11 protein-coding genes are annotated in these 17,473 nt (G+C 70.8%); all 11 read left to right on the top strand.

What is annotated here, in order from left to right; genetic code table 11:
- Positions 1–95: 95 nt before the first annotated feature.
- The 11 genes from LXT21_RS17485 to LXT21_RS17435 all read left to right on the top strand — a co-directional run bounded on the left by LXT21_RS17485 (position 96) and on the right by LXT21_RS17435 (position 17,454).
- On the top strand, positions 96–2,468 hold the full coding sequence (locus LXT21_RS17485) for a DNA gyrase/topoisomerase IV subunit A (protein ID WP_254039283.1): 2,373 nt from the start codon (positions 96–98) through the stop codon (positions 2,466–2,468).
- Positions 2,469–2,480: 12 nt separating this feature from the next.
- Positions 2,481–4,412, top strand: coding sequence for a DNA gyrase/topoisomerase IV subunit B (locus tag LXT21_RS17480; RefSeq protein ID WP_254039282.1), 1,932 nt, complete (start codon positions 2,481–2,483; stop codon positions 4,410–4,412).
- A 104-nt stretch (positions 4,413–4,516) separates the two neighbouring features.
- Positions 4,517–6,043 carry a PEGA domain-containing protein gene (locus LXT21_RS17475; RefSeq protein ID WP_254039281.1) on the top strand — a complete coding sequence of 509 codons (1,527 nt, stop codon included), beginning with the start codon at positions 4,517–4,519 and terminating at the stop codon, positions 6,041–6,043.
- 56 nt (positions 6,044–6,099) lie between these two features.
- Positions 6,100–7,311 (top strand): PEGA domain-containing protein, encoded by a 1,212-nt coding sequence (locus tag LXT21_RS17470; protein WP_254039280.1) that lies wholly within the window; start codon positions 6,100–6,102, stop codon positions 7,309–7,311.
- Between the two features lie 48 nt (positions 7,312–7,359).
- Entirely contained in the window at positions 7,360–9,837 is a 2,478-nt protein-coding gene (sppA, locus tag LXT21_RS17465; protein WP_254039279.1) for a signal peptide peptidase SppA, read from the top strand.
- Between the two features lie 262 nt (positions 9,838–10,099).
- Positions 10,100–11,665 (top strand): transcription termination factor Rho, encoded by a 1,566-nt coding sequence (gene rho, locus LXT21_RS17460; protein ID WP_254039278.1) that lies wholly within the window; start codon positions 10,100–10,102, stop codon positions 11,663–11,665.
- A gap of 51 nt (positions 11,666–11,716) precedes the next feature.
- Positions 11,717–11,986 (top strand): hypothetical protein, encoded by a 270-nt coding sequence (locus LXT21_RS17455; RefSeq protein ID WP_254039277.1) that lies wholly within the window; start codon positions 11,717–11,719, stop codon positions 11,984–11,986.
- Positions 11,987–11,989: 3 nt separating this feature from the next.
- Positions 11,990–13,879: a DUF4129 domain-containing protein gene (locus LXT21_RS17450; RefSeq protein ID WP_254039276.1), complete on the top strand. Its 1,890-nt coding sequence runs from the start codon at positions 11,990–11,992 to the stop codon at positions 13,877–13,879.
- Positions 13,872–15,155 (top strand): DUF4350 domain-containing protein, encoded by a 1,284-nt coding sequence (locus LXT21_RS17445; protein ID WP_254039275.1) that lies wholly within the window; start codon positions 13,872–13,874, stop codon positions 15,153–15,155. Before LXT21_RS17450 ends, LXT21_RS17445 begins: the two co-directional genes overlap by 8 nt.
- Positions 15,152–16,150 (top strand): AAA family ATPase, encoded by a 999-nt coding sequence (locus tag LXT21_RS17440; RefSeq protein WP_254039274.1) that lies wholly within the window; start codon positions 15,152–15,154, stop codon positions 16,148–16,150. The genes LXT21_RS17445 and LXT21_RS17440 overlap by 4 nt, the downstream gene beginning before the upstream one ends.
- Positions 16,147–17,454 carry a DUF58 domain-containing protein gene (locus tag LXT21_RS17435; protein WP_254039273.1) on the top strand — a complete coding sequence of 436 codons (1,308 nt, stop codon included), beginning with the start codon at positions 16,147–16,149 and terminating at the stop codon, positions 17,452–17,454. The genes LXT21_RS17440 and LXT21_RS17435 overlap by 4 nt, the downstream gene beginning before the upstream one ends.
- The last annotated feature ends 19 nt before the right edge of the window (positions 17,455–17,473 follow it).

Raw genomic sequence — 17,473 nt, 5'->3', positions numbered from 1 at the left:
GGCGCTTTGTTGAAGATTTCAGAGTCCATGGCGCGGGGTGCGCGAGTCACGCACCGCGTTCGGGTACGAGACGTTCTCACCTGGGTTCGAAGAGCATGCGCGCAGAAGCCGAATTGAAGACGCGAAAGAAGCAAGGGGGCTCGGGCGGCGGGGGTGGTGCCGCGGGCGCCGGTGGCGGGGGGGATGGGTTCGTCCCGGCCTCCCTGGCCGACGAGGCGCGTCGCCGGTACATCAACTACGCGCTGTCCGTCATCACCTCGCGCGCCCTGCCGGACGTGCGCGACGGCCTCAAGCCCGTGCAGCGCCGCATCCTGTACGGCATGTGGAACGACCTGAACCTGTCGTTCGACACGAAGTACCAGAAGTGCGCCCAGGTCGTCGGCGCCATCATGGGCCGCTACCACCCTCACGGCGACGCCTCCATCTACGACGCGCTCGTGCGCATGGCGCAGGACTTCTCGCTGCGCTACCCGCTGGTGGACGGCCACGGCAACTTCGGCTCGCTGGACGGCGACTCCGCCGCCGCCTACCGCTACACCGAGTGCCGTCTGGACAAGCTCGCCACCGAGATGCTCGGTGAGCTCGAGCGCAAGACGGTGGACTTCCGCCCCACCTACGACGGCACCCGCAACGAGCCCATCGTCATCCCCGCCCGCGTGCCCCAGCTGTTGATGAACGGCACCACGGGCATCGCCGTGGGCATGGCCACCAACATCCCGCCCCACCACCTGGGCGAGCTGGTGGACGCGCTCGTCGCCCTCATCGAGAACCCGACGTTCCAGACCAAGGACCTGCTCAAGTGGGTCAAGGGTCCGGACTTCCCCACCGGCGGGCAGATCCTCAACGACAAGAAGGAGCTGCGGGAGATCTACGAGACGGGCCAGGGCAGCATCCGCATCCGCGGCGAGTGGGACACCGAGGAGCTCAAGCGCGGCGGCACGCAGATCATCGTCACGTCCATCCCCTACACGGTGAACAAGTCCACCCTGGTCTCCAAGATCGGCGACCTGGTGCGCGAGCGGAAGCTGCCGCTCATCGTGGATGTGCGCGACGAGTCCACCAAGGACGTGCGCATCGTCCTGGAGCTCAAGAAGGACGCCAACGCCGAGCTGGTGATGGCGTACCTCTACAAGCACACGCCGCTGCAGACGACGTTCGGCGTGAACCTGACGTGCCTGATTCCCAGCGAGGACAACCCGGAGGTCGGCACGCCGCGCCGGTTGGACCTCAAGAGCATCCTCCAGTACTTCCTGGACTTCCGCTTCGCCGTCGTCACCCGGCGCTACCAGCACGAGCTGGGCGAGCTGCAGAAGCGCGTGCACCTGCTCGAGGGCTTCGAGAAGGCCTACGACGCGCTGGATGAGATCATCCGCATCATCCGCCAGTCCGAGGGCAAGCAGGACGCGGCCCAGAAGCTGATGAAGCGCTTCCAGTTGGACGAGCTCCAGGTGGACGCCATCCTGGAGATGAAGCTCTACAAGCTGGCCCGCCTCGAGATCCTGGTCGTCCAGAAGGAGCTCAAGGAGAAGCGCGCGGAGATCAAGCGCATCGAGGGCATCCTCAAGGACAAGAAGAAGGTCTGGTCCACCGTCAAGGACGAGCTCGGGGAGATCAAGGGCAAGTACAACGACAAGCGCCGCACCAAGATCGGCGGCGCGGGTTCGGAAGAGGTGGAGTTCAACGCGGACGCGTTCATCGCGGACGAGGACGCCCACGTGGTGCTCACCCGCGACGGCTGGGTCAAGCGCGTGCGCGAGGTGAAGGACCCGTCCTCCACCCGTCTGCGCGAGGGCGACGCGGTGATGGCGGTGCTCGCCGGCAGCCTCAAGGCCAACCTGGTGCTGTTCAGCAACTTCGGCACCGCGTACGTCACCCGCTTCAACGACATCCCGGCCTCCACCGGCTACGGCGACCCGATCCAGAAGCTGTTCAAGTTCGACGACGGCGAGCGCGTGGTCGCGGCCTGGTCGCTGGACGCCCGCCTGCACGCCCCGGCGAAGCTGGTCGGCGTGACGAAGCAGGGCATGGGCATGCGCTTCCTGCTCGAGCCGCACCTGGAGGTCTCCACGCGCGCCGGCCGTCGCTACGCGAAGACGGGCGAGGGCGATGAGATCATCGGCGTGCGCGAGGCGGGCGAGAAGGACCTGCTCGCGGTGCTGACCCGGAAGACCAACGCCCTGGTGTGCAAGGTCGCGGAGGTCAACGAGCTGGCCGGCCCCGGCAAGGGCGTCACCGTCATCAAGGTGGATGACGACGACCAGGTGGTGGAGTTCCTGGTCAGCGCGCCCAACCAGAAGGACGCGAAGATCGACTTCGACACGCAGAAGGGCCGCAAGCTGCAGCTCGCTCCCGCCAAGTACGGGGTGACGGGCCGCGGCGGCAAGGGCCACGAGATGTCCAAGCGCGACGCGGTGGAGGACGTGGCCAAGCTCCCCGTCTTCATCCCGTTGCCCGAGAAGAAGGATTAGCCAGAGGACGCCATGGCGACGAAGAAGGAAAGCTACACAGGCGCCGACATCCAGGTCCTCGAGGGCCTGGAGCCGGTGCGCAAGCGCCCGGCCATGTACATCGGCGGGACGGACGGCACGGGGTATCACCACCTGCTGTGGGAGATCCTCGACAACTCGGTGGACGAGGTCATCAACGGCCACGCCACCACCGTCGAGGTCGTACTCCACAAGGATGGCCGCAGCATCACCGTGGTGGACAACGGGCGCGGCATCCCCGTGGACATCATGCCCAAGCTCAAGAAGCCCGCCGTGGAGGTCATCCTCACGACGCTGCACTCGGGCGGCAAGTTCGAGCAGGGCAACTACATCCACTCCGGCGGTCTGCACGGCGTGGGCAGCTCGGTGGTCAACGCGCTCTCGCGCAAGCTGACGATTGAAATCAAGCGCGACGGCAAGAAGCACGTCCAGACGTACGCGCGTGGCAAGCCCACCAGCCAGCTGAAGGTGGAGGGGCCCGCGCGCGGCACGGGCACGTCCACCACCTTCGAGCCGGACCCGGAGATCTTCGGCGAGAAGCTGAAGTTCGACGCGGAGCTGGTGCGCGAGCGGCTGGAGGCCAAGAGCTACCTGCACAAGGGCATGACGGTCGTCTGGAAGGACGAGACGGCCAGCCCCGCCGTGTCCGTCACGTACAAGCACGACGGCGGCATCGCCGAGTACCTCACCAAGGTGGTGAGCGAGCGGGCCAAGCCGCTGGTCCCGACGGGCAGCGTCACGTTCTACCACTCGCGCGACAACGGCGTGCGGCTGGAGGCGGCGCTGGGCTGGACGGAGGCCACCGACGAGCACATCCGCTCGTACGTCAACGGCATCCCCACCAACATGGGCGGCACCCACGAGGCGGGCCTGAGGGCCGCCGTCGTCAAGGCGGTGCGCAACTACATCGAGACGCACGACCTGACGCCCAAGGGCGTGTCGCTCACCGCGGAGGACATCCGCGAGGGAATCACCGCGATTCTCTCCGTCTACGTGGTGGAGCCGCAGTTCCAGGGGCAGACGAAGTCGCGTCTGAACAACCCGGAGGTCACCGCCCAGGTGGACGGCGTGCTGCGCCCCGCCCTGGAGAAGTGGCTCAACGACAACAAGAGCATCGCCGAGGCGGTGGTGGGCCGCATCATCCTGGCCGCCCGTGCCCGCGAGGCCAGCCGCGCCGCGTCCCAGGCCGTCAGCCGCAAGACGGCCGTCAGCCACCGGCTCAACCTGCCGGGAAAGCTGGCGGACTGCTCGTCCACGGACCCCAACGTCAGCGAGCTGTTCCTGGTGGAGGGTGACTCCGCAGGTGGCTCCGCCAAGCAGGGCCGGGACCGGCGCACCCAGGCCATCCTCCCGCTGCGCGGCAAGGTGCTCAACGCGGAGCAGGCGTCCACGGACAAGGTCGCCGGCAACAAGGAGCTCCAGGACATCGTCAGCGCGCTGGGCTGCGGCATCGGCGCGGACTTCGACATCTCCAAGCTGCGCTACGGCCGGGTGTTCCTGCTGATGGACGCCGACAGCGACGGCCACCACATCGCCACGCTGCTGCTCACCTTCTTCTACCGGCACCTGCGTCCGCTCATCGAGAGCGGCGCCATCCACATCGCCCAGCCGCCCCTGTTCCGCGTGGACATCGGCAAGGAGACGTACTGGGCGCTGGACGAGGCGGACCGGGACCGCATCATCCGCGAGAAGGTCAAGGGCAACGCCAAGCCCAACATCATGCGGTTCAAGGGTCTGGGCGAGATGACCGCGGACGAGCTCAAGGAGACCACGCTCGACCAGAAGAACCGGATGAGCCTGCGGGTCACCATCGACAACCCCATCGAGACGGACCGCGTCATCAATGACCTGATGGGTCGAGACGTGAGCGCGCGCTTCCGGTTCATCATGGAGCGCGCCGGCGAGGTCGAGGCGCTGGACGTCTAACCATCCGTCATCCTGCCGAGAGTCCCCGCCACCCCGGGTGTTGCCCCGGGGGCCGAGGCGGGGGCTCGTGACGGCCCTTTCTAGCTCGGCTAGATTCCGACGCCGTGAACACCTTTCGCCGACTCGCCCTGCTGCTCACGCTGCTGTTGGCCGTCCTCCCCGCCCACGCCCAGACGACGCGTAAGAAGGCCGCGCGCAAGAAGGCCACCCCTTCCAGCAAGGTGGTGAAGGCGAAGAAGAAGAAGCCCAACATCAAGGGCCAGAAGACCCCGGTCACCGACGAGCCGACGGACGTCCAGGACGTCGACTCGCCCCAGCCGCTCGTCTTCGGGGACCCCGAGCAGACCCAGCCCGCCACCGACAAGCCCGTCACCACGGACAAGCCGACCGTGGCGACGCCCGTGAAGCCCCCCACGACGAAGCCCCCGGAGGCCGTCGACCCCAACGCCCGGCCCTCGCTGGCGAACACCCCCGCGGTGGCGTCCGGCTCGGTGGCGCTGTTCTCGGTGGCCCGCACGCCCGCCACGACGGAGGCGGCCGCCCGCCTGGAGGGTGAGCTGACGAGGCACCTGCAGCGCGGCGGGGACATCCCGTTCGTGGACCTGGGCACGGCCTTCCCGCCCCCGGAGCCGACGCCGCTGACGAAGGCGGACGGGCTCTACGATGAGGGCCGCACCGCGTACGACAACCTGGACCCGGAGCTCGCCGAGACGAAGTTCCGCGCCGCCGCCGAGGCATACGAGCAGTCCCCCGCCGACTTCCGGCCGGAGCGGCTGGGTGAGACGTTCCTGTTCCTGGGCGCCGCCAAGCTGCTCAACGGTGACGCCGCCGGCGCGAAGGCCGCCTTCGTACGCGCCGCGGTGGCGGAGCCCTCCACCCGTCCGGACAAGGCGCTCTTCGGCCAGGACGTGCAGAAGGCCTTCGACGACGCCCGCGCCGAGGTGAGCGCGCGTCCCGCCGGCACGCTCGTGGTGGAGTCCAAGCCCGCGGGCGCCCGGGTGAGCGTGCGCGGCCAGGAGCTGGGCGTGACGCCGCTGAGGGGTGTGACGGTGCCCGCCGGCCACCACGCCGTGGTGGTGACGCTGCCGGGCCACACGCCCTACGCCGAGTACACGGAGGTGAAGTCCGGCGCGAGCTCGCAGGTGAAGGCGACGCTCGAGCCCGGGCCGGGGCTCACGGCCATCCGCGACGCCTCCGCGCGGGCCGGTGGACAGGCCGCCTTCGAGAGCGAGACCCTGCCCCCGGACACCGCCGCCATCGCCGACCGGCTGGACGCGCGCTACGTGGTGGTGGCCGCCGTGTCGCAGGACAAGAAGGGCCGGCTCAAGGCGGAGCTTCAGGCGTGGGACGTGCGCACCCAGGCGCGGCTGCGCGGCGTGGACATCGACCTGTCGGGTCGCGAGCGCGACCAGAGCCCCGAGGCCGCCGCCCAGCAGGCGCGCGACTTCATCCAGGGCGCCATCTCCCCGCGCGTCGCCGAGAGCGGCTCGTCCGGCCAGTCCCTGCTCAAGCGCCCCTGGTTCTGGGCCGTCGTCGGAGGCGCCGCGGCGGTCACGGCGGGCGCCGTCTTCGTGGCGACCCAGGACAAGGGCCGCCCGTTCAACCCCATCACCGGAGGAACAGGCTTCTGAGTTCCGGGTTGAATGACGGTTCGCCCGCTCGCGTCGCTCGTTTCAGAGGTTACCCCATGAGAGCCCTCGTCCTCGCCCTGCTTCCCTCGCTCGCCCTGGCGGCGTCCCCCGCGCCCGCGCGGCGCGCCACCAGCCTCCTCATCCCCATGGACCCCGCGGCCGAGTCTGGCAGCGTGAAGATGGAGGGCTACATGAACGAGGCGCTGGGGAACTTCGCCGGGTTCACCGTCCGCAAATCCGAGGAGATTTTCGGGCTGCCCGCCGACCCCAACGCCCAGTCCGCGATGGAGCGCGCCCGCAAGGGGTACTCGGAGAGCGCGGCCGCCTTCGACAAGAAGGAGTACGACGACGCGGAGACGAAGGTGCGCGCCACGCTCAAGGAGCTGCAGGCCGCTCCGGCGGCCATGCGGGGCTGCTCGCCCCTGTGCGAGTCGCTGGCGCTGTACGCGGCGCTCCTGCACCTGCGCGGTGACGTGGAGGAGGCGAAGCTGGTTCTCATCGACCTCATCGCCGCCTCGCCTACCTTCGAGCTCAACCCCAAGCGCTTCAGCCGGGACTTCATCGCCCTGCGCGTGCAGGTGGCCACCGGGCGCACGTCCCAGCTGCGCGGCAGCGCCACGGTGAAGTCGCGGCCCGCCGGCGCCCGCGTCTACGTGGACGGGGAGCTGGCGGGGTACACGCCGGTGACGATTCCCGCCCTGACGGTGGGCAAGCACCTGTTGCGCATCGAGCGGCCCGGCTTCCGCCAGTACGGGCAGCTCATGGAGGTGACGCCGGATGACGTGGAGGTGAGCACGGAGCTGGTGCCCACGGCCGCGTACAAGGCCTACGACGCGCAGCTGGACCGGGTGGCCAGCGAGGTGTCGCGCGGCATCAGCCAGGCCAACGGCGTCGCGGGGCTGGGCAAGTCGCTGGGCCTGGAGCGGGCGATGATTGGCACCGTGCGCAGCCACGGCGAGGGCACCGAGCTCATCCTGGGCTACTACGACTTGCGCAACGGCCGGAAGCTGGGCGGCCGGCGCGTGGTGCTCCAGGGCGACGAGTTCGGTCAGCTCAAGTCGGAGATGGAGCGCATGGTGAATCAGCTGGTGAACACCAGCGAGGGCGGCGCGGAGAAGGTGGTGCGCAGCTCGGATCCGCTCGACAACCGGGGCGGCACCGAGGACTGGGGCGCCGAGGACCGCGGCGGCCGGACGCGCAAGCAGGAGAAGACGAAGAAGCCCGGGGATGATCCGCTCGACGGGGTGTCTGGAACCGAGGACTGGTGACACGAGGCGCTTGTCCCCGGACGGGCGATGCCTAGAGTCCGGGGTTCTATGCGCCTGCTCGCCCTCCTGCTGCTCCCGTCGCTCGCGCTCGCCCAGACGAGCTCCATCGTCCAGGCCCCCCTGCCCTCACGGGGGCTGACGTTGCCGCCCACCGGCGCCGCGCTGGTGGATGAAGCCACGGCCCTGTCGCTCAACCCCGCGGGCCTGGGCTTCATGCGCTCCGGCCAGCTGTTCTACCTGCACGAGCGCAACCTCGAGCAGGACAGCACCGCCGACGGCCTCTTCCTCGGCGCGAAGCTGCTGGGCATGGGCCTGGGCGCGTCCATGGAGTGGATGCGCCCGCGCCACGGACCGGACTACCGGCGCACGTCGCTGGGCCTGTCCTTGGGCGACCCCACGCTGCAGCTGGGCGCCTCGTGGCACACGTTCGGCTCGGACAACGTGGACGTGGACTCGCTGGACACCTTCGACGTGGGCCTCACCTCCCGGCCCGCCCGCTACCTGTCGCTGGCGGCGGTGGCCAAGAACCTCAACGCCCCGCGCGAGGGGGACTTCAAGCTCGAGCGCGCGTACGACCTCGGCCTGGGCCTGCGCCCCCTGGGAGAGCGCTTCACCCTGGGCGTGGACTGGCTCTTCTCCGAAGGGGCCTTCCGCCAGGGGCAGGCCACGTACACGCTGCAGGCGGAGGTGATTCCGGGCCTGCGGCTGGGCGGCGGCGTGTCCCACGGCTTCGTCGACGCGGTGCCGCTGGCGCTCCAGTTGGCCGTGACGGTGGACACCGGCCACCTGGGCCTCACCTACGCGGCGGGCGGCGGGGAGAACGGCACGGACCACGTGGCGCAGGTGCGCCTGTCCCTGGAGAACTACCGCTCGCTGCGTCCGCCCGGCGGCGTGGTGACGATGCTGGACCTCAACGACGTGCTGGCGGGCGGCGGCAGCCCCCTGTTGTCGCTGTTGGGCGTGAGCGAGGCGGACCCGTTCCTGCGGCTGTCGCGGTGGCTGGACCTGGCGGCGAAGGACGAGCGGCTGTCGGGCGTGGTGCTGAAGATGGAGGGCCTGCCCGGCGTGGACTGGGGCAAGGCGGAGGAGCTGCGCCAGGCGGTGCTGCGGCTGCGCGCTTCGGGCAAGCGGGTGATGGCGGTGCTGCTGTCGGCGGATGACCTGGGCTACTTCGTGGCGTCCGCCGCCGAGCGCGTCTACGCGCTGCCCGAGTCGTCGCTGCCCATCAACGGCCTGGTCGCCAATCTCCAGACGTACGGCGGGACGATGCAGAAGCTGGGCGTGACGTGGGACGTGGCGCGCGTGGGCAAGTACAAGACGGCCCCCGAGCAGCTCACCCTCACCGAGCCGAGCGAGGCCTCGCGCGAGGTGGTGAACGCCTACCTGGACAACGAGGTGGCCTGGTACGAGCGCGCCGTCACCCAGGCGCGCAACGTGCCGGTGGAGAGGCTGCGCGAGCTGTGGGCCGCGGGGCTGGCCACGCCGCAGCTGGCGCTGAAGCTGGGCTTCCTGGATGGCCTCATCCTGCCCTCGGAGCTGGACGGCAAGGTGCGCGAGCTGGTGCCGGGCGGGCGCTTCAGCGCCACGTACGCGCCGCGCGACGAGCGCGAGGGCCGCTGGGGCACGCGCCGCCGCGTGGCGGTGGTGCCGGTGCTGGGGACCATCGCCGGCGGCAAGAGCCGCGAGGACCCGCTGGGCTTCAGCCGCATCGCCGGCGCGGAGACGGTGGTGCGCGCGCTGGAGGCGGCCAAGGCGGACCCGTCCGTGGTGGCCATCGTCCTGCGCGTGGACTCGGGCGGCGGCGAGGTGCTGGCGTCGTACCTGATGTACCAGGCGGTGGTGGACGCGGCGAAGGTGAAGCCCGTCATCGCCTCCATGGGCGACGCGGCGGCCTCCGGCGGCTACTACGCGGCCATGGGCGCCACGGAGGTGTTCGCGCTGCCCACGACGATTACCGGCAGCATCGGCGTCTTCTACTTCAAGCCCGCGCTGGAGGGCCTGTTGGGCGAGAAGCTCGGCGTGAGCCAGGAGACCCTCTCGCGCTCGCCCATGGCGGACGTGTTCGGCATCTGGAAGGCGTGGACGCCCGAGCAGCAGACCGCGGTGCAGCGTTGGGTGGATACGTCCTACGACATGTTCATCACCGAGGTCGCCAAGGTGCGCAAGAAGGACAAGGCGGAGGTGGACGCCGTCGCGCGCGGCCGGGTGTGGAGCGGCAACGACGCCCTGGCGCGCGGGCTGGTGGACCGGCTGGGCGGCCTGCAGGACGCGGTGGAGTCGGCCCGCCGACACGCGGGCGTCCCGGCGTCGGAGGAGCTGGACCTGGTGGTGATGGGCGAGGCGCGCGGCTTCTTCTCCGGCCTGGGTGGGGAGCCGGGCGTGCAGGCGGCGCTCGCCCTGCTGCCCGCCACCCACGAGCCCTTCCCGTCGGCCTTGCGGGAGCTGGCGCGACAGGCGGGCGTGGACCTGGAGATGCTGCGCCCGGGGATGAAGGCGATGATGCCCTTCACCCTCACCGTCCGCTGAGGAACCCCCAGGCGGGCCGCGAGGTCGGCCCGCCAACACCGGGTGAAAAAACCGGGAGCGCCGCGAGGCTCCTCTGTTAGTGTTGTCTCCGCACTCCGGTCGGCCTTGGGCCACCAGGGTGTTCCAGGGACCGGCGGTTCGGCCTTTCGCGTATCTCGAAGGCCCCGCGCCCGGCTTCCTGTCCCACAGCCTGAGTCACCCTGCGTCCCCCCGCCCTCCCCTCGGGATGGCCCGTGAGGGGCGCACACGGTCTGGAAACCTCATGAGCGAAAACTCCGATAACCGCGACCCCCGTGATGCCACCCCGCCGCCCGCGGCTGCCCGTCCCGTCCCTCCTCCCGAGGCGGATGACGACGGCGACGAGGGCGACGACGAGGGTGGCGACGAGGGCGAAGGCGGAGGCGCATCCGCGTCGGGCGGGCAGCCCGGCCAGCCTGGTCAGGCCGGGGGCCGCCGCCGCCGTCGGCGCCGTCGTCGTCGTGGCGCGCAGGTGCTCTTCACGCCGGAGGGTCAGGCGTACCGCATGACGGCGGGCCCGGACGGCCAGCAGGTCCAGGTCTTCCTGACGCCGCAGGAGCTGGAGCAGTACAAGCAGCGCCAGGCCCAGCAGCAACAGCAGCCCCAGCAGCAGCCCCAACCCCAGCAGCAGCGGGAGCAGGGCCACAGCGGAGGCCATCAGCATCAGCGCCAGCAGCACCACGGCGGCCAGGGCCAGGCGCAGCAGCAGTCCAACCTGGCGCCGGTGGAGGGCGTGCTGGACACGGAGGCCAAGGGCCCCAACGCGTTCCTGCGCCAGCTCAAGCGCAACCTGCTGGCGGCGCCGGACGACCCTGAGCTGCCCAAGAACCTGGTGCAGAAGCTGCGGCTGCGTCAGGGCCAGTACCTGACGGCCTTCGCGCAGATGCGCGGCCAGAAGGGCGTCATCCAGAAGGTCGACACGGTGGACGGTCTCCCGCTGGAGGGCGTGCCCCGGCTGCCGCACTTCGCGGACCTGACGTCGGTGGACCCCACCGAGCGGCTCAAGCTGGAGAACGGTCACAAGGAGATGGTGACCCGGGTGCTGGACCTCATCTCGCCCATCGGCAAGGGACAGCGCGCGCTCATCGTCGCGCCCCCGAAGACGGGCAAGACCATCATGCTCCAGCGCATCGCCCAGGCGGTCATCTCCAACCACCCGGAGGCGCACGTCATGGTGCTGCTCATCGACGAGCGGCCCGAGGAAGTGACGGACATGCGCCGCAGCATCAAGGCGGAGGTGCTCGCGTCCAGCTCGGACCGGCCCACCGGCGACCACCTCAAGCTGGCGGAGCTGGCGCTGGAGCGCGCGCGGCGCCTGGTGGAGACGGGCAAGGACGTGGTCATCCTGCTGGACTCCATCACCCGGCTGGCGCGCGCCTTCAACAAGGAGGTCGACAACTCCGGCCGCACCATGTCCGGCGGCGTGGACAGCCGCGCGCTGGAGCGCCCCAAGCGCATCTTCGGCGCCGCGCGGGCGACCGAGGAGGCGGGCTCGCTGACCATCATCGGCACGGCGCTCATCGACACCGGCAGCCGCATGGACGAGGTCATCTTCGAGGAGTTCAAGGGCACGGGTAACTCCGAGGTCACCCTGGACCGCCTGCTCGCCGAGAAGCGCGTCTTCCCCGCGGTCAACATCGCCCAGTCGGGCACGCGCAAGGAGGAGAAGCTCTTCACCCTGCGCGAGTACGAGAAGGTGAAGAAGCTGCGGCAGATGCTCTTCGCGGTGAAGCCCGTGGAGGCGATGGAGGCCCTGGTGAAGCGGCTGTCGCGCTACACCTACAACGACGAGTTCCTCGACGAGCTCTGAGAGGTGCGCTGGGGGTGGTGTGGCGGGCCCGGCTCTGCTTAAGGTGGCGGCATGATTCAGGGCTCGGGCCGCTGCCACTACCACCCGGAGCGCGCCGGCCTCGGTGTCTGCGTGGAGTGCCGGCGGGTCATCTGCCGGGAGTGCACCACGCAGTTCGAGGGCATCAACCGGTGCGCGAGCTGCCTGGGGCGACGCCTCCAGGCACTCGAGGGCCCCGCTGAGCGGCGCGAGTGGACGGTCGGCAACGGCCTGCTCGCCCTGGTGGGCGTGGCCATCGTCTGGGGGGGCGTCTATCTGGGCATCCACCTGGTGACGGGCTGAGCCATGGCCGTCTCCGCGCTCGAATTGCGGCCCCGGAACGCCATCGCGGTGATGGACGCGGCGCTGCGCCTGTGCGCCCGGAGCACGGGCGTCTGGGCCCTCACGCTGCCGGGGGGCGCCGCCGTCATCGCCGCCGTGCTGTACGTGGCGGAGGCGATGCGGATGGGGCACTCGCTGGTGCTGCCGTCGCTGGCGTTCACCCTCGCGTGGTTCGTGCGGGGCGTGGGCCAGAGCGCCGCCGCGCACCATGTGCAGGGGGTGTTGCTGGGCACGGCGGAGCCCACCACGTGGGCCTCGCTGAAGGCGGTGCTGGCCAGGCTGCCCTCGGTCTTCGTGGCGGTGGCCTACCTCTTCGTCTTCAACACGCTGCTGTTCAACCTGACGTTGGGCATCGCGTTCTTCGTCGTGTCGGCGCAGAGCGTGGGCTACGCGGCGGTGATGGAGGGGCGCGGCTCGGTGCTGCGGCTGTATGGCCAGTGCTCGAGGCTGTTGGGTCCCGCGCGCGGCACGGCGACGAAGGTGCGCTTCCTCATGTCCGTGCAGGTGCTGGTGTTCTTCAACCTGCACATCGGCCTGAACTTCCTGCTGATGATGGCGCGCAAGCTGTTGGGCGTGGACCTGACGTTCGCCGAGCGCTTCGCCTCGCTGGACAACCTGCCCTGGCTGCTGTTCCTGGCCGCCCTCACCTTCACGCTCTTCGAGCCCGTGCGCGCCGCGGCGGCCACGCTGCTGCTCGTCGACGGGCGCGTGCGCCAGGAGGGGTTGGACCTGTTGGCCGCGGCGCAGCAGCTCCCCGCGCGCTCCACGGGCAAGCCCCTGGGACAGCGGAGCGCGGCGATGCTCGCGGTGGTGTTGGGGCTGGGACTGCTGACCGGGACACCGGCACGGGCGCAGGAGGACGCGCCTCGTGCGCCCGTCACCTCGAGCCGCGAGGCCGTGCGCCGGCTGGGACAGGTGGCCGCGGCCTGCGAGGGCGAGGGGCCGGAGGAGGACGCGCGCTTCGAGAAGCTCGGCTCGCTGGGGAATGGTGAGCGCGGCAAGTTGGATCGACTGGTGCGCGCGGTGGAGCGGCAGGCCTACGACGACGAGGACTGTGACTCGGCGCTCGGCACGCTGGAGCAGGGGTTGGAGCAGGGCTCGCGGACGGTGCAGGCCCAGGCGACCGTGGATGCACGCCAGGCCTCGGCGCGGGCCCGGGACATCCTCGCGCGGCCGGAGTTCACCGTGGCGCCCAAGGTGGAGAAGGCCGCCGAGGAGCCCCCTGAGCCGACCCAACCTCCGGGCTGGTGGCGCCGCTTCACCACCTGGCTGGGCGAGTTCCTCAAGAAGCTCTTCGAGCGGGACGAGGCGCCGCCCACGCGGAACTTCACGCCGCCCGTCGTGTCCGGTGGCGCCGTGGCCAACACGCTGGTGGTGGTCATCGCGGGACTGACGGTGGCGGTGCTGCTGTATGTGCTCTGGAGCGCGCTGAAGAAGAACGTGCGGCGCAAGGCGGGCGAAGGGCTGGAGGTGTCCACCCTGGACGCGTCGACGCTCGCGGGGGACGCGGGCCATGCGCTGTCCCGGCCGCCGGAGGGCTGGGCGCAGCTCGCGGACGAGCTGGCCGCGAAGGGGGAGTATCGCGAGGCGGTGCGCAGCCTCTACCTGGCGCTGCTGTCCCGGCTGCACCGCGATGGCGCGATTCTCTACGACGTGACGCTGTCAAACTGGGACTACCTGAGCCAGTTCAAGGGGCGCATGGAGTGGAAGCCTCGCTTCCGAGAGCTGACGCTGCGCTTCGACTTCGCGTGGTACGGCAACACGCCGGTGGGCAGCAGCGGGTACCAGGAGTTCCGAGCGCTCAGTGCGCCGATGCTCGCGGCGCCCACGCCCCAGGAGGCCGCCGGTGCGTGACCGCCTCCCCTTGCTGACGGTGGGCGCGCTGGTGCTCACCGTGGTGCTCGGCTCGCTCCTGCTCTCGAGCGCGCGTCGTGGTGAGTTCGCCGACACGCTGTCCACCTACCGCGCCCAGGAGGACGGCGCGCGCGCGCTGTACCTCCTGGCCGAGGAGAGCGGGCTGCCGGTGTCCCGCCGCATGGCGGACTTGCGCATCGGCACGAAGGGTTCGACGACGCCGGTGCTGCTCGCCGTGGAGGTCCAGGGCTCGCGAGAGGACGACCTGGAACAGACGCAGCTCGCCGCCGAGCCGGACGCGGGCTTGGGCGACGAGCTCGTGCCGCGCACGGGCTTCAACACCTTCCGAGCCACCGAACTCGACGACCGCGAGGTGACGGAGCTGCTCACGCAGGTGTCCGCGGGCCGCTCCGCCGTCTACGTCCCCTGGGGCTCGCGGGAGAACCCGCTGCTCGACGCCTTGAGCGTCAAGCTCATCAAGGCCGACACGACGCTGCCCATGCGCACGCTGGTTCCCCCCTTCCCCTCCCCGTACACGCTCGGCGTGGAGCGGGTGGAGGTGAAGGTGCAGGCGTACCTGGAGCTGCCGGCCACCGCGGTGCCGGTCCTCGAGGACGAGCGCCTGGGGCGCATGGTGGCGGCGGTGGTTCCGCACGGCCAGGGCCGGGTGCTCGTGCTGGGCGCGCCGGAGCTGGCGATGAACGTGGCCCTGTCGCGCGCGGACAACGCGCAGTTCTGGCTCTCCGCCCTGGCGGCGCTGGGCCCCGGCCCCTACGAGTTCGACGAGTTCCACCACGGCTTCACCAACGAGCGCTCCGTCGTCGACTTCGCGCGGCGCTACGGCCTGCACTTCGCGGTGCTCCAGCTGCTCGCGGGCGTGGCGCTCTGGTCCGTGGCGCTCAAGCGCTTCGGCCGCCCCCGCCCCCCTCCCGAGTCCGTCCGCGTGGGCGCCACCGACGCCCTGTTCGCCATGGCGCGGCTGTACCGCGAGGGACGCCACCACGGCTTCGCGGCGAAGCTCGTCGCCCGAGGACTCACCCAGGAACTCGCGCTGCACGCGGGCCTGCCCGCCCACGCGGCGCCCAAGGCCGTCTCGGAGGCGCTGAAGGAGCGCGGCCGGGAGGACCTCGCGCGCGGCCTGCGCGAAGTGGTCGGCCGGGCCGACACGGTGAACAACGACTCCGACCTCCAGCAGCTCACCGCGCGCGCGGCCACGCTGCGGCAAGGTCTCCACCCCGCCGGCCAGGTCCGGCGCAGCACTTCCGGTACCCCATGAACGCGAATGACTCCGCCTCCCCGCTCGTCCAGACCGGCTCCGCCGTGCAGGCCGCCCACGCCATTCGCGAGGGCGTGCTGCGCGAGGTGCGCAAGGCCGTGGTGGGCCAGGACGAGGTGCTGGAGCTGATGCTCTGCGGCCTCATCGCCGGCGGCCACGTGCTGCTGGAGGGCGTGCCCGGCGTGGCCAAGACGCTGATGGCCAAGGCGCTGGCGCGCAGCATCGGCTCCGACTTCAAGCGCATCCAGTTCACCCCGGACCTGATGCCCGCGGACATCCTGGGCACCAGCGTCTTCGACTTGAAGTCCCAGGGCTTCGTGCTGGTGAAGGGCCCCATCTTCACGGACCTGCTGCTGGCCGACGAAATCAACCGCGCCCCGGCCAAGACGCAGTCCGCGCTGCTGGAGGCCATGCAGGAGCGCGGCGTCTCGCTGGAGGGCCGCAACCTCCCGCTGTCTCCCCTCTTCACGGTGTTCGCCACGCAGAACCCGGTGGAGTCGGAGGGCACGTACCCGCTGCCCGAGGCGCAGCTCGACCGCTTCCTGCTGAAGATCGACGTGGGCTACCCCGCGCCCGAGGAGGAGGACGCCATCCTCGCCTCCGTGCACCGGGGCTTCGACGCCGGTGACCTGTCACGCGCGGGAGTCCACGCGGCGGTGACGAAGGAGGGCCTCTTGGGCGCGCGCGCCGCGCTCAACGAGGTCAACGTGGAGCCTCCGGTGCTGGGCTACATCCGCAAGCTGGTGTCGGCGACGCGGACCTCCAGCCGCATCCGCCTGGGCGCGGGCCCTCGCGCGGGCGTGCACCTGCTGCTCGCGTCCAAGGCGCTGGCCGCCCTGCGCGGGCGCAACTTCGTCACGCCGGATGACGTGCGCTTCCTGGCGGGCCCGGTGTTGAAGCACCGCCTGCTCCTGTCGCCGGACGCGGAGCTGGACGGGGCCACGCCGTCGGACGTGCTGCGCGAGGTGGTGCAGGCGGTGGAGGTCCCTCGGTGATTCCCACCGGGCGCCTCTGGGCGCTGTTCGCGCTGCTGGCCGTGCCCATGATGGCCGCGGGGTTCTTCCCGGGCCTGGGCGGCGCCGTGCTGGCGTTGGACGCGCTGGCCCTGGCGCTCGCCGTGGTGGACTTCCTGTGGGCGCGCTCGGTGCGGCTGGAGGCGCGGCGCGTGTTGCCGCAGCGGCTCAATGTGGGCGTGCCCAACAAGGTGGAGCTGCGGCTCGTGCACCGGGGCGGCCGGACGGCGCGGGTGCGCGTCAAGGACGGCGTGCCGGAGTCCTTCACCGCCGAGCCCGACGAGGCCACGCTGGAGCTGCCCCCGGACAGCGAGACGCGCTGGGTGTACCGGGTGACGCCCGCCCGGCGCGGCCGCTTCGACTTCACGGAGGTGACGGCGCGAGTGGCGGGCCCGCTGGGGCTCGTCCTCCACGAGCGCGTGTTCCCCACCACGCAGACCCTCTCCGTGTACCCGGACCTGCGCGGCGCCAGCCGACTGCTCTTGTCCGGAGCCGCGCTGGACCTGGTGAACCTGGGCCTCCGGCAGCTGCGCCGCGACGGACGGGGCAGTGAGTTCGCGCGACTGCGCGACTACGCGCAGGGAGACAGCGCGCGCGACGTGGATTGGAAGGCCACGGCCCGTCGCGGACGGCCGGTGACGCGGGTGCTGGAGTCGGAGCGCTCCCAGTCCATCCTCATCTGCGTGGACGCGGGCCGCTCCATGGCGGCGCAGGTGGACGGGCTCACCAAGCTGGACCACGCGGTGAACGCCGCGCTCTTCCTGGCCTTCGTCGCCGTGCGCAACGGAGACCGCGTGGGGCTCGCCGTCTTCGCGGATGGCGTGAAGACGTACCTGCCCCCCGCGGCGGGGCGGATGCAGTACCGGAAGATGGTGGACGCGCTCTACTCCACGACGCCCAGCCTCACGTACGTGGACTACCTGGCGCTCTTCAAGGAGCTCAACGTCCGCCTCACCCGGCGCAGCCTGCTGTGTGTCTTCACGGACTTCCTCGACGAGGAGCAGGCGTCCACCATGGTGGCCCCGCTCCATCGGCTCGCGCGGCGGCACGTGCCCCTGTGCTTGTCGGTGAAGGACACGGCGCTGCAGAAGCTCCTGCGCACGCCGCCTCCCGGTCCGGAGGAGGCCTTCCAGCACGCCGTGGCCTCGGAGCTGCTCTCGGACCGCGAGGTGCTCAAGGCGCGCGTGAGCCAGGGCGGCGTGCAGATGCTCGACGTACAGCCGGATGACCTGAGCCTCGCGGCCGTCAACCGCTACCTCGACATCAAGGCCCGGGGCGTCCTGTAGCCCCGCCATGCGCCCGCGC

It is taken from the genome of Myxococcus guangdongensis (genome assembly GCF_024198255.1).
GTDB classification, from domain to species: Bacteria; Myxococcota; Myxococcia; order Myxococcales; family Myxococcaceae; genus Myxococcus; species Myxococcus guangdongensis.
This window is presented reverse-complemented; position numbering and strand designations above follow the sequence as displayed.

Bases quoted from the DNA above. Each gene is read 5' to 3' on its own strand.
- LXT21_RS17485 (WP_254039283.1), top strand. From the start codon at position 96: ATGCGCGCAGAAGCCGAATTGAAGACGCGAAAGAAGCAAGGGGGCTCG.
- LXT21_RS17480 (WP_254039282.1), top strand. From the start codon at position 2,481: ATGGCGACGAAGAAGGAAAGCTACACAGGCGCCGACATCCAGGTCCTC.
- LXT21_RS17470 (WP_254039280.1), top strand. From the start codon at position 6,100: ATGAGAGCCCTCGTCCTCGCCCTGCTTCCCTCGCTCGCCCTGGCGGCG.
- sppA (WP_254039279.1), top strand. From the start codon at position 7,360: ATGCGCCTGCTCGCCCTCCTGCTGCTCCCGTCGCTCGCGCTCGCCCAG.
- rho (WP_254039278.1), top strand. From the start codon at position 10,100: ATGAGCGAAAACTCCGATAACCGCGACCCCCGTGATGCCACCCCGCCG.
- LXT21_RS17455 (WP_254039277.1), top strand. From the start codon at position 11,717: ATGATTCAGGGCTCGGGCCGCTGCCACTACCACCCGGAGCGCGCCGGC.
- LXT21_RS17450 (WP_254039276.1), top strand. From the start codon at position 11,990: ATGGCCGTCTCCGCGCTCGAATTGCGGCCCCGGAACGCCATCGCGGTG.
- LXT21_RS17440 (WP_254039274.1), top strand. From the start codon at position 15,152: ATGAACGCGAATGACTCCGCCTCCCCGCTCGTCCAGACCGGCTCCGCC.